Annotated in this window: 11 protein-coding genes; 4 read left to right on the top strand and 7 right to left on the bottom strand. The window is 70.6% G+C overall.

Features of this window, described 5'->3' with window-relative positions:
- The 4 genes from RT323_RS13920 to RT323_RS13905 form a co-directional block, all read left to right on the top strand.
- On the top strand, positions 1 to 1,891 hold a 1,891-nt coding region (locus RT323_RS13920; RefSeq protein WP_313409564.1), incomplete at its 5' end, for a multicopper oxidase domain-containing protein.
- A 215-nt stretch (positions 1,892 to 2,106) separates the two neighbouring features.
- Positions 2,107 to 2,607, top strand: coding sequence for a DNA starvation/stationary phase protection protein (locus tag RT323_RS13915; RefSeq protein ID WP_313409562.1), 501 nt, complete (start codon positions 2,107 to 2,109; stop codon positions 2,605 to 2,607).
- Positions 2,608 to 2,658: 51 nt separating this feature from the next.
- Entirely contained in the window at positions 2,659 to 3,015 is a 357-nt protein-coding gene (locus RT323_RS13910; protein WP_313409560.1) for a hypothetical protein, read from the top strand.
- A 100-nt stretch (positions 3,016 to 3,115) separates the two neighbouring features.
- A complete protein-coding gene (locus tag RT323_RS13905) occupies positions 3,116 to 3,520 on the top strand; it encodes a hypothetical protein (RefSeq protein ID WP_313409559.1) in 405 nt (134 codons plus the stop codon).
- A 7-nt stretch (positions 3,521 to 3,527) separates the two neighbouring features.
- On the opposite strand, the gene RT323_RS13900 is transcribed toward RT323_RS13905, so the two are convergent.
- From RT323_RS13900 to RT323_RS13870, 7 genes are all read right to left on the bottom strand, one after another.
- Complete coding sequence (locus tag RT323_RS13900) at positions 3,528 to 4,958, bottom strand: SulP family inorganic anion transporter (RefSeq protein WP_396172412.1); 1,431 nt, start codon at positions 4,956 to 4,958, stop codon at positions 3,528 to 3,530.
- Between the two features lie 228 nt (positions 4,959 to 5,186).
- Positions 5,187 to 6,068, bottom strand: a complete 882-nt coding sequence (locus RT323_RS13895) for a glycine betaine ABC transporter substrate-binding protein (RefSeq protein ID WP_313409555.1) — start codon at positions 6,066 to 6,068, stop codon at positions 5,187 to 5,189.
- A 92-nt stretch (positions 6,069 to 6,160) separates the two neighbouring features.
- The gene (locus tag RT323_RS13890) at positions 6,161 to 7,090 is read right to left on the bottom strand and encodes an ABC transporter permease (protein WP_396172410.1); all 930 of its coding nucleotides are present in this window, start codon (positions 7,088 to 7,090) and stop codon (positions 6,161 to 6,163) included.
- 5 nt (positions 7,091 to 7,095) lie between these two features.
- Entirely contained in the window at positions 7,096 to 8,319 is a 1,224-nt protein-coding gene (locus RT323_RS13885) for a glycine betaine/L-proline ABC transporter ATP-binding protein (RefSeq protein WP_313409551.1), read from the bottom strand.
- Positions 8,320 to 8,546: 227 nt separating this feature from the next.
- Positions 8,547 to 9,950 carry a tryptophan-rich sensory protein gene (locus RT323_RS13880; RefSeq protein WP_313409550.1) on the bottom strand — a complete coding sequence of 468 codons (1,404 nt, stop codon included), beginning with the start codon at positions 9,948 to 9,950 and terminating at the stop codon, positions 8,547 to 8,549.
- A 4-nt stretch (positions 9,951 to 9,954) separates the two neighbouring features.
- Positions 9,955 to 10,590 carry a lysostaphin resistance A-like protein gene (locus RT323_RS13875; RefSeq protein WP_313409548.1) on the bottom strand — a complete coding sequence of 212 codons (636 nt, stop codon included), beginning with the start codon at positions 10,588 to 10,590 and terminating at the stop codon, positions 9,955 to 9,957.
- Positions 10,587 to 11,781, bottom strand: a 1,195-nt coding sequence (locus tag RT323_RS13870) for a deoxyribodipyrimidine photo-lyase (RefSeq protein ID WP_313409547.1), incomplete at its 5' end; no start/stop codon positions are given. The genes RT323_RS13875 and RT323_RS13870, both read right to left, overlap by 4 nt.

Genomic DNA, 11,781 nt, shown 5'->3' with positions numbered 1-11,781 from the left:
CGGCCTGCTCGGCTATGCCGCGGGCATCGCCCTGCTCGCGCGGCCGTTCCTCGCGGTCGCCCGCCGCAAGCCACCGGTCCACTTCCCGACCTGGTCGGTGATGGCGGGCGTCGCGTGGTTCGCGTGCCTCGTCGTGGCCTGCGCCGCGATGGTCGCGACGGCGCCGGATCCGGCGGTCGCCCATGACCGGATCAGCACCCTCACGCCCGCCCTGGCGGTGGGCTTCGTGGCTCAGGTCCTGCTCGGCGCCCTGTCCTACCTGGTGCCGGTCAACGTCGGACACAGCCCGGCCGGCACCCGTGCCGCGAACACCGTCCTGGACCGAGGCGCCGCGCTGCGCGTCGCCGCCGCGAACGCCGGCATGGTCGTGTTCATGCTGCCGGTCCCCAGCTGGGTCAGCGTCCTGGTCTCCCTCGTGGTCGTGGTCGCACTGGCCTCGTTCGTGCCGCTGTTGTTCCTCGCGCGGCGTGCAGCCCGCCGGGCCAGGACCGAGCGTGCCGTCGGACCGCGCCCGACCGGCCCGGCAGCCGTCGCCGGGGACCGCCCGGCGGGACAACGCATGGGACAGGCCGTCGCGGGGTTCATCGTCGTCGTGCTGGCGGTCGCGGTCGGCGTCGCCGTCGACCCGGCCGCCGTGGGCCGCAGCACCACCGCATCCGCGGACGCCGGAGTGGCGGCGACGGGGCACACCACGACGGTCGAGGTGGAGGCCCGCGACATGCGCTTCCACCCCTCGTCCATCGACGTGCCGGCCGGTGACCGACTGGTCATCGAGCTGACGAACTCCGACGACGTCGAGGTGCACGACCTCGTGCTGGACTCCGGGCACGACAGCGGGCGGCTGCGACCGGGCGAGTCGGCGACGATGGACGTGGGCATCGTCGGCCGGGACCTCGGGGGGTGGTGCTCGATCGTGGGCCATCGCCAGATGGGCATGGTGCTGGACGTGAACGTCACGGGTGCCACCGCGCCGGCGGTGGACCACGCGGACATGGACCACGGCGACGGCGGCGGCGCGATGCCTCCCGTGGACCTGATGGCCGACCCCGGTCCCGGCTTCACGCCCTACGACGCGACCCTGCCCGCACCCCCGGACGGCACCGTGCACCGCCGGACCCTGACCGTCACGGAGCAGGAACAGGAGGTGGCTCCCGGCGTCACGCAGCGGCGGTGGACCTTCAACGGCAGCGCCCCGGGTCCGACCCTGCACGGGAAGGTCGGGGACGTCTTCGAGATCACGCTGGTCAACGAGGGGTCGATGGGACACTCGATCGACTTCCACGCCGGTGAGCGCGCCCCGGACGAGGTCATGCGCACGATCCCGCCGGGCGAGTCCCTCGTGTACCGCTTCCGGGCGGCACGAGCCGGCATCTGGATGTACCACTGCTCGACGATGCCGATGTCGGCGCACATCGCGAACGGCATGTTCGGTGCCGTGGTGATCGAGCCGGCGAACCTGCCCGAGGTCGACCGCAGCTACGTCCTGGTCCAGTCCGAGGTCTACCTGGGCGGCCAGGGCGAGCCGGTGGACGTCGACAAGGTCCAGGCGGAAAGGCCCGACCTGGTCGTGTTCAACGGATACCCGCACCAGTACGCCCACGAGCGGCTGGAGGCGAAGGTCGGTGAACGGGTCCGGGTCTGGGTGCTGGACGCCGGTCCCAACCGTGCCTCGTCGTTCCACGTCGTGGGCGAGCAGTTCGACACCGTCTGGACCGAGGGCGCCTACTCGCTGCGCCGCGGCACCGGCGGCGCCCAGGTGCTGCCGCTCCTGCCGGCGCAGGGCGGCTTCGTCGAGCTGACCTTCGACGAGCCCGGGAACTACCCGTTCGTCTCACACGTCATGGTCGATGCCGAGCGCGGGGCGCAGGGCGCCTTCGCCGTCGAGCCATGACGGTTTCCCCGGTTAAGTAGGTTTCCTGTCACTTCACGAGGGTTGCGACCCTCGTGAAGTGACAGAGAACCTCGTGAAGTCGCGCGGGCCAGCGCCAACCGCCGTGCCGATTGAGGGCAGCCACACTGAGGCAAGCCTGATCTTCGTTGAAATCCCGGTCAGAACTCGACAGGGTTGAGGGAGTTGGAAGTCCCCCGAGACGAATGGAGCACGTCATGACCACCTCCCCCGAAACCACCACCGAAGCCCCGTCCGCCCTGGCCGCTTCCCACGAGATCGCCGCCGGCGCGGCGCAGTTCCTCACTCCGGTCGTCCGTGACCTCGAGGCCCTCGTCGTCAACGGCAAGCACGCTCACTGGAACGTCCGCGGCGGCAGCTTCGTCGGCGTCCACGAGCTGCTCGACGACGTCGTCGCGCACGCCCAGGACTACGCCGACACGGCCGCCGAGCGGGTCGTCGCCCTCGGCCTGCCGATCGACTCGCGCCTCGAGACCGTCACCGCGAAGTCGACCCTGCCGGCGCTCGCCGACGGCTTCCAGACGTGGCAGCAGACCGTGGCCGGCGTGGTCGCGCAGATCGACGCGGCCCTCGTGACCGTGCGCGCCGCGGTCAACGGACTCGACGACATCGACCTCAGCAGCCAGGACATCGCCATCTCGATCGAGCAGGGCCTGACGAAGGATCGCTGGCTGCTCCAGGCGCACGTCGCGTCCTGATCCTGGGGACCCGACGGCGGGACCTCGGAAGGTAAGGCTACGCTTACGTACATGAGGTCCCACCGTCGTCGTCGTCCCGTCGACCACATCCTGATCGCCGGGCACACCGGCGACCTCGGTTGCATCCGCGCCGCGCTGGCGATCCTGCCCGCCGACGCCTACGGGCAGGTCTACGTGCAGGCGCCTGCCGGGACCGACCTGGACTTCCACGCGCCGGCTCGCGTCACGATCCACCACATCGACGACGAGACGGGCTCCCTCGAGGACGCCCTCGCGAGCTGGATCTGCGAGTGGGTCCCCGACGAGCCGGACCCGCGACGCCGGGTGGCCGTCTGGATCGGCGCCCACGCCGCTCCCCACGTGGCCGACGTCCACCTCGGGCTCGACGGGCTCGTCGACCAGCTCTGACGCACCGCCCGAGACCCTTGCCTTTTCCCGGCGACGGTCGCACGCTCGAGTGACGGACCTCGCCCGGAACCCCTCCCCGCGGGTCCGCTGGGGAGCACACATGCGCAAGTCATTGATCCAGTGCGTCGCCGCCGCCGTCCTGCTCGCCCTGGTCGCCACGACCGGGCCGTCAGCATCCGCGGCGCCGAGGAAGGCGCGAACCTCCAGCTCCTTCGGGCTGACGTCGTCCGGTGGCGAGGCCGCGCTGGGCACGGTCACGTCCACGCATGCCCGCTGCGTGAAGAACCGCCGGGTGAACCTCTTCCTGATCCGGCCGGGCCAGCCCCGCAAGCTGGTCGGTGTCGACCGCCGCACGGGCCGCCCCGCGGGCAACGGCGACGGCTACTGGGTCATCGAGACCAACCTCAGGCCGGGCCGCGCGTACGTCGCGGTCGTCACCCGGCGCCAGGTCGGGCGGATCCTGTGCCTGAAATACACGACGTCGAGGGTCCGCTACTCCGGCTGACCGCCCGTCAAGGCAGCCGGCCCGTCAACCGACCGTGGCGGTCGGCGCTCGCGCGGTCCAGTCCGGTGATCTCGACCGTCTTGCCCTTGCGCTCGTACTTCGTCGTGATCGCGTCCAGCGCCGCGACCGTGGACGCGTCCCAGATCCGTGCGCCGGACAGGTCGATGACGACGCGCTCGGGGTCGTCGACGTAGTCGAACTGCGTGTAGAGGTCGTTGCTCGAGGCGAAGAACAGCTGCCCCGTGACTCGATAGACGGCTCGGCTCCCCTGCTCGTCCTGCACCACGCGACGCTCGGTCTCGGTCATGTGCGCGACTCGCCGCGCGAACAGCGTCATCGCCGTCAGCACGCCGACGATGACGCCGATGGCCAGATTCGAGGTCGCCACGGTGATCAGGACCGTCGCGAGCATCACGGTCGTCTCGGACCGCGGCATGCGGCGCAGCGTCGCGGGACGGACCGAGTGCCAGTCGAAGGTCGCGACCGACACCATGATCATCACCGCGACGAGCGCGCTCATCGGGATCAGCGCGACGGCATCGCCGAAGCCGACCACCAGGATCAGCAGGAAGACACCGGCCAGGAAGGTCGAGATCCGCGTCCGCGCGCCCGAGACCTTCACGTTGATCATCGTCTGGCCGATCATGGCGCAGCCGCCCATGCCGCCGAAGAAGCCCGTGATGACGTTGGCCGTGCCCTGGCCCCACGCCTCGCGCGTCTTCTCCGAGTGCGTGTCGGTGATGTCGTCGACCAGCTTGGCCGTCAGCAGCGACTCGAGCAGACCGACCAGGGCCATCGCGAGAGCGTAGGGGGCGATGATCTCGAGGGTCTCGAGCGTGAACGGCACGTCCGGCACGAACCAGCTGGGCAGGCTGTCGGGCAGCTCGCCCTCGTCGCCCACGTTCGGGACGTCGAACCCGCCGATCAGCACGAACGCCGTCAGCGCGACGATCGCCACGAGGGGCGCCGGGATCACGGTCGTGAGGCGCGGGAAGCCGACGATCACGCCGATGCCCACCGCCACCATCGGGTAGACCAGCCACGGCACGTCGATCAGGTGAGGGACCTGCGCGACGAAGATCAGGATCGCCAGCGAGTTGACGAAGCCGACCATCACCGACCGCGGGATGAACCGCATGAGCTTCGCGATCCCGAGCAGGGCCAGCACGACCTGGATGACGCCCCCGAGGATCACCGTGGCGATCAGGTACTCGAAGCCGTGGTCGCGCATGACCGGGGCGATCACCAGCGCGACGGCACCCGTCGCGGCCGAGATCATCGCCGGACGCCCGCCCAGGAACGCGATCGAGACGGCCATCGTGAACGAGGCGAACAGCCCGACCCGGGGGTCGACGCCCGCGATGATCGAGAACGAGATCGCCTCGGGGATCAGCGCCAGCGCGACGACGAGGCCCGCCAGGACCTCGGTGCGCAGCATCGACGGTGAGCGCAGCGCGTTGCGGACGGACGGCTCGGTCCGGGTGGCGGCAGGAGACGTGGGCATGCTCGACGAGTTCCGTTCGGGTGGTTCAGGGGTCGCGCGGGGGCGCGCGGGGCGGCGAGGCCGCGAAGACTCCCGCGATTCTACGGCGCTCGGACGCCGCGGCGAAAACGACGGGGCCCCGACCCGCAACAGCGGATCGGGGCCCCGGAAGGAGCGACTACGTCACTTCTTGAGGTTCTCGACGAAGTCGGGGTTCTCCTCGAGCCACGTCTTGACGGCGGCCTCGACACCGGCCTCCTTGTCCTCGTCGTAGGCGTCCACGACGGACTTCTCGAGCGAGCCGTAGGTCTCGTCATCGAGCTTGAAGTTGGCGAACATCTTGGCGACCTCGGGGTTCTCGTCGGAGAAGCCCTTCGTGGCGATCGCGTGCAGTGCCTCGGACTCGCCCATGGCGCCCTTCGGGTCCTCGAGGTCCTTGACCTTGAACTCGGCGTTGGCCCAGAACGGACGCCACAGCGTCACGACGATCTCGCGCTGGTCCTTGATGGCCTTCTTCAGCTCGGCCAGCATGGCGGTCGTCGAGGACTCGACCAGGGTGAAGTCCTTGTCCAGCTCGTACTCCGGGATGACGCTCTCCTTGGTGGTCTTCGTCAGACCGGCGCCCGGCTCGATGCCGATGATCTTGCCGTCGAGTTCGTCGGAGAACTTGGGCAGGTCCTCGATCGAGGTGATCTTGGAGTACTCGGGGACGGCCAGCGTCAGCGACGCGCCCTCGTAGTAGGCACCCAGGTCCTCCAGGTCGTCGCCGTACTTGTCCATGTACGCCTTGTGCGTGACCTCGGACCAGGCGGACGGGTAGACGTCGACGTCACCCTTGGCGACGCCCGTGTACAGCGGCGCGGCGTCGGCGATGTCCTGGATCTCGACCTCGTAGCCCTCCTGCGTCAGGATCTCCTTCCACAGGTACGCCGTGCTCAGGCCGTCGGTCCACGACGGGATGATGCCCAGGGTGATGCTCTTGTCACCGCCCGACGAGCTGCTGTCGTCGTCGCCGGAACCGCAGGCCGCCAGGCCGGCGCCGAGGGCCATGAACGCTGCGGCCATGGCCACTGCGCGTCGAATACGTGTCGTCAACGTCTTCTTCTCCTTGTTTCGTGTGATTCTTCGTCAGGTTCGAGAATTCAATGGGTCGGCGCTCAGGCGTCGACGGTGATCTCCTGCGCCTTGGCAGGGATGGTCCGGTCCTTCACGCGGCGAGTGCGGCTGCGCTTGCGGTCGCGCCGGCCGACGCCGGCGGTGACGCGGTCCAGGTAGATCGCCAGGACCACCACGGACAGGCCGGCCTCGAAGCCGAGTCCGACGTCCAGTCGCGAGATCGAGGTCATGACGGCGCCGCCCAGCCCGCCGCCGCCGACCAGTCCGGCGATGACCGCCATCGAGAGCGCCAGCATGATGACCTGGTTGACGCCGGCCATGACGGTCGGCATCGCGAGCGGGAACTGGATGCCGCCGAGGATCTGGCGGGGCGTGCCGCCGAAGGCCTGCCCGGCCTCGACGATCTCGCTGTCGACCTGGCGGATGCCCAGCTCGGTCAGGCGCACGGCCGGTGGCAGCGCGAAGATCACCGTGGCCACGAGGCCGGCGGCGACACCGATGCCGAACAGCATCACGACCGGAACGAGCCACACGAAGGCGGGCATCGTCTGCATCAGGTCCATGACCGGTCGCACGACGCGACTCACGCCGTCCCAGCGCGCGGCGGCGACGCCGATCGGTATGCCGATCACCAACGCGATGAGACTCGCCACCAGGACCACCGACAGCGTCTGCATCGCGTTGTCCCACTGGTCCATGCCGATCACGGCGGTCAGCAGCACCGCGGACCCGAGCGCCAGCCTCCAGCCGGCGGCCAGCCACGCGAGAGCGGCCATCACCAGCACGGTCACCAGCGCCGGCGGCCACTGCAGCAGCTCGGTCAGGGCGGCCGAGGTGTTCCCGATCCCGTCCGCGATCGCGTCGAAGAACGCACCCGCGTTCTCCAGGACCCAGTCGAAGCCGGTCTCGATCCACTCGCCGACCGGCAGCCGCGGGATCCCGGACTCGACCGTGTCGATCGTCGCCAGCATCGAAGTCATCGGGCCACCTCTTCGGTCGTGCTGATGCCGTTGTCAGCGGATTCGGGACCACCCGCCGAGCCGAGCGCACTCAGCAGCGTCACGCGCGGGATCACGCCGAGCAGCCTCTCGTCCTCGACCACCGCCAAGGCGGTCGGGCTCTCGGCGGCGGCGCCGAACAGGTCGGCGACCGGGACGTCCGGGCGCACGGTCACGACGGGACGGACGAGGCCGTCGAGCGACTCCTGGCCGCGGGCCAGGGCGGACACGACGTCCTCCTCGATGACGACGCCCTTCAGGCGACGCTCGCGGTCGACCACCATCAGCGCCGACGTCTGGTGCTCGCGCAACAGGCGGTGGGCGGCGCGGGGGCCCTGCAGCGAGCCCAGCACGGCCACCGGCGGCTCCATGACCGACGCGGCCGTCAGGACGCGTGTCCAGTCGACGTCCTGCACGAACTGGGCGACGTAGTCGTTGGCGGGGTTGTTCAGGATCTGCTCGGCGGTGCCGACCTGCACGACGCGGCCGTCGCGCATCATCGCGATGCGGTCGCCCAGGCGCATGGCCTCGTTCAGGTCGTGGGTGATGAACAGGATCGTCTTGCCGAGGCGGTGCTGCAGCTCGACCAGCTGGTCCTGCATCTCGCGACGGATCAGCGGGTCGAGCGCGCTGAACGCCTCGTCCATCAGCATCACGTCCGTGCCGGTGGCCAGCGCACGCGCCAGGCCGACGCGCTGGCGCATGCCGCCCGAGAGCTCGTCGGGCATCGACCCGCCCCAGCCCTCGAGGCCGACCATCGCGAGCGCCTCGTCGGCGCGCTGTTCGCGATCGGACCGGTTGAGTCCCTGCAGCTTCAGTCCGTACGCGGCGTTCTCACCGACGGTGCGGTGCGGGAGCAGCGCGAAGTGCTGGAACACCATGCTGACCCGGTCGCGACGGATCCGGCGCAGCTCCTTGGCGTTGGCGCGGGCGACGTCCTCGCCGCCAACGCGCATATCGCCCGCGGTCGGCACGAGCAGGCCGTTGACCATGCGGATCAAGGTCGACTTGCCCGAGCCCGACAGGCCCATGACGACGAAGATCTCACCCGCCTCGACCTCGAAGCTGGCGTCGATCACGGCGGGCACGAGGTCCTGGGACCTCAGCTCGTCACGGGAGACTCCCCGGCGCAGCGGCTCCAGGGCGCGCTCGGGTCGCTTCCCGAACACCTTGTAGACGTGTTCGGCTTGGATGACGGGCACGCAATCTCCTGCGTTCGGGGGCGCTGGTCAGGGGTCGGGAGTGAGCTCATCCCAGCCCAACCACCATGCGATTGCCGCGCGAAGCCAGCCACCACACGGCTGAGACTGTTCAGTGAACGCTCACGCCGCGCCATTCAGGTTACCAGCCGGGAACTTCGCGCCGACGGGCCGGTGTGACCCGTGTGACCGTCACGGCGCGCCTCGGGGGGCGAGTCACGCCCCCACCGTCAGCGGCCGCTGATGCGGTTCCGCCGCGAGATGGCGCCGGAAAGGACGGTCGCGAAGGCGCACCAGGCGGCGTACGGCACGAGCGCCCTGCGACGGCCCGGACTGCCTGCGCGGCGCACGAGATCCGAGCTGCTGACCGTGAGCGCTGCCGCCTCCACGGTCGCGAGGTCGGGCCGACGGCCACGCCAGAAGACCGCGCTCCACCCCGCGTTGAGCACGAGGTTCAGCCCGAACGCACGCCAGAAGGACCTGGCCCCCGCGTCGTCCCCGCGGCGCTGGAGATCGGTCACGGCTCGCGCCGCGGTCACCGCGAGGTCCGCGTACAGCGCGGTCCACACGATCGGGAACACCGGCGCCGGCGGCTGCCACGACGGCAGGTCCTGGCGCCGGTACCAGCGCGAGTCCGGGTTGGTCGCCGCTGCGCCCACGACCGCGCAGGCGGCCGTGGCGGCCGACGTGATCACCAGGTTGCGGATGCCGTGGTCGGGCTCGAGGTCGGCCATCGCCCGCCGGACCGCGTCGTCGAAGCCCGTACGCCCTCCCGGGGGCGGTGGCAGCAGGATCTCCGAGTCGTCGCGGCACACCACCTCGTGGACGAGACTGTCGACCAGCGGACGCGCGACCTTCGTGTCGAGCGGGGTGACCAGTCCGATCCAGTGGCTGGCCAGGTTCGGCGTGAGCACGGGCACGCCCAGCACGGTGCGCCGCTTCAACCCGGTGACCCGGGCGAAGCGATGGATCATCTCGTCGTAGGTGAGCACCTCGGGACCGCCGACGTCGAACGAGCGATTCACGTTCTCGGGCAGGTCGGCGGCCGACACCAGGTAGTGCAGCAGGTCGTCGATCGCGATCGGCTGGATCCGGTTGTACAGCCACTTCGGCGCCAGCATGACGGGCAGCCGGATGGTCAGGTACCGCAGCATCTGGAACGAGATCGACTGAGCGCCCAGCACCACGGCCGCCTGGAGCGCCGCGGTCGGCACCCCACCGTCGAGGAACACCCGGCCCACCTCGACCCGCGAGCCCAGGTGCGGCGAGAGCTCCTCGTCGTCCGGGTGCAACCCGCCGAGGTAGACGATCCGGCCGACGCCGGCGCCCTCGGCGGCGCCGCTGAACGTCTCCGCCAGCGCGCGGTCCTTCGTCGCGAAGTCGTCGCTGCCGCCCATCGAGTGGATCAGGTAGTACGCCACGTCGACGTGGTCGAGCGCTCGCCCGAGGACGGCCTCGTCACCTGCGTCGCCCTCGACGACCTCGACCCGCTCGGCCCAGTCCTCACCCGCGACCGAGTCACGATGGCGGGTCAGGACACGCACCCGCCAGCCCTCGCCGAGCAGGCGCGGCACGAGCCGGCCTCCGACGTAGCCGGAGGCTCCGGTCACCAGGGCGGTGCGTTCGGTGTTCATCTGTTCACCTTCCAGTCGCGAGGGCGTGGGGCAGGAGCAGGAGCATGCCGAGCGACCACATCAGGTGGGTCGCGATGGGCGCGGCGAGTCCACCGGTCCGCTGGCGCAGCACGGCGGTGACGGCGCCCAGCATCGCCGCCGCCACGACGAGCAGGAAGACCGCGCTGCCGACCGTCGTGAGCGTGTAGACGACGGTGGTGACCACGATGGCCAGGTGCTGCGGCAACGCGTCGTAGAGGGCGCCACGGAAGAACATCTCCTCGCCGACACCGCCGACCGCCGTCATCACGAAGACCGGCAGCAGGGTGCCGCCGTCGGCGTGCTCCAGCAGCGCCTCGGCGGGCTCGCGCAGCACCGGTACCTCGGCCACGAACAGGGCGACGACCAGGCATCCACCCAGCAGGAACGCGCCCACACCCGTTCCGAGGGCCAGCGCGCGGGCCAACGACATGTCCCCGTTGCCCGGCGGCATGGGACCCGAGAGCAGTGCTCCGCCCGCCCACACCGCGGCCATCGCGAAGCCGGCCACGAGGAACAGGTCGTTGCCCGGCTCGAGGCCCAGCGTGAACGCGAGCAGGGCGGCGCCGACCACCAGCGTCGCGATGACCCAGCCCCGCCGCCGCTGCCGTGCGGCGCTCATCGGCCGCGCGCCCGGTCGTAGCGGTCGAGGGCGGCACGCCGCTCCTCGGCGTGGTCGACGACCGGCTCGGGATACCCGTGGGCGTACCCGTCGAGGTACTTCCACGGCTCGTGGGCCCGCGCGCCGTCGAGGTGCGCCAGCTCGGGGATCCAGCGCCGCACGTAGGCGCCGTCCGGATCGAACCGCTTGCCCTGACCGATCGGGTTGAAGACGCGGAAGTAGGGGGCGGCGTCCGTGCCGGTCCCGGCGACCCACTGCCAGCCGTGGTTGTTCGAGGCGATGTCGCCGTCGACGAGGTGGTCGAGGAAGTGCCGTGCGCCGACCGGCCACCAGACGTGCAGGTCCTTGACCAGGAAGCTGGCCGTGACCATGCGCAGGCGGTTGTGCATCCAGCCGATCTCGCGCAGCTGCCGCATCCCGGCGTCGACGAAGGGGAACCCGGTGCGTCCCTCGCGCCATGCGTCGACCAGCTCCGCGGCATCCGGCCCGGAGTCGTACGGCATGCCGCGCAGCTCGTCGCGCAGGTCGGCCCACGCCGAGTCGGGACGGTGCCACAGGACGTCGGCATAGAACTCGCGCCAAGCCAGCTCGGTCACGAACTTCTGGGCGCCGTCCTCGTCGTCGGCGCCGGGATCCTCGAGGTCGGCCAGCATCGTGCGCGGATGGATCTCGCCGAGCTTGAGATGGACCGACATCCGGCTGGTGCTGTCGAGGTCGGGCCGGTCGCGGTGCTCGCCGTAGTCCTCGAGGTCGGTCTCGACGAACTCGTGCCAGCGCTCGCGCGCCCCGGCCTCGCCGACGGGACCGAACGACCGTCCGAGCTCGACCAGGTCGGCGTCCAGCTCGTCCCCCTCGACGCTCTCCCACTCGACGTCGGGTCGCGGCGCCGGCGGCACGAAGGCGTCCTCGCGCCACACCTTCGAGAACGGCGTGAAGACCTTGTACGGCGTGCCCTGACCGCTGACGATAGATCCGGGCTCGACCGCGTACGGGGTCCCGGTGGCGACCGGCTCCACCCCGGCCTCCTCGAGACGCGACGCGACGGCCTCGTCGCGACGGCGCCCGAACGGCGTGTACTCGCCGGTGACGTGGACCCGTGCCGCGCCGACCTCGGCCGCCACCGCGGCGACGACGTCGGCGGGATCGCCCGTGCGGACGACCAGCGCGCCGCCCATCGACTCGTCGAGCGCA

The sequence above is a fragment of the Aeromicrobium sp. genome, assembly GCF_032084975.1.
Taxonomy (GTDB): domain Bacteria; phylum Actinomycetota; class Actinomycetes; order Propionibacteriales; family Nocardioidaceae; genus Aeromicrobium.
This window is presented reverse-complemented; position numbering and strand designations above follow the sequence as displayed.

Excerpts from the sequence above, each read along its gene's own strand:
- RT323_RS13880 (WP_313409550.1), bottom strand. The coding sequence starts at position 9,950 with ATGAACACCGAACGCACCGCCCTGGTGACCGGAGCCTCCGGCTACGTC.
- RT323_RS13890 (WP_396172410.1), bottom strand. The coding sequence starts at position 7,090 with ATGCTGGCGACGATCGACACGGTCGAGTCCGGGATCCCGCGGCTGCCG.
- RT323_RS13895 (WP_313409555.1), bottom strand. The coding sequence starts at position 6,068 with ATGGCCGCAGCGTTCATGGCCCTCGGCGCCGGCCTGGCGGCCTGCGGT.
- RT323_RS13915 (WP_313409562.1), top strand. The coding sequence starts at position 2,107 with ATGACCACCTCCCCCGAAACCACCACCGAAGCCCCGTCCGCCCTGGCC.
- RT323_RS13875 (WP_313409548.1), bottom strand. The coding sequence starts at position 10,590 with ATGAGCGCCGCACGGCAGCGGCGGCGGGGCTGGGTCATCGCGACGCTG.
- RT323_RS13910 (WP_313409560.1), top strand. The coding sequence starts at position 2,659 with ATGAGGTCCCACCGTCGTCGTCGTCCCGTCGACCACATCCTGATCGCC.
- RT323_RS13905 (WP_313409559.1), top strand. The coding sequence starts at position 3,116 with ATGCGCAAGTCATTGATCCAGTGCGTCGCCGCCGCCGTCCTGCTCGCC.
- RT323_RS13900 (WP_396172412.1), bottom strand. The coding sequence starts at position 4,958 with ATGCTGCGCACCGAGGTCCTGGCGGGCCTCGTCGTCGCGCTGGCGCTG.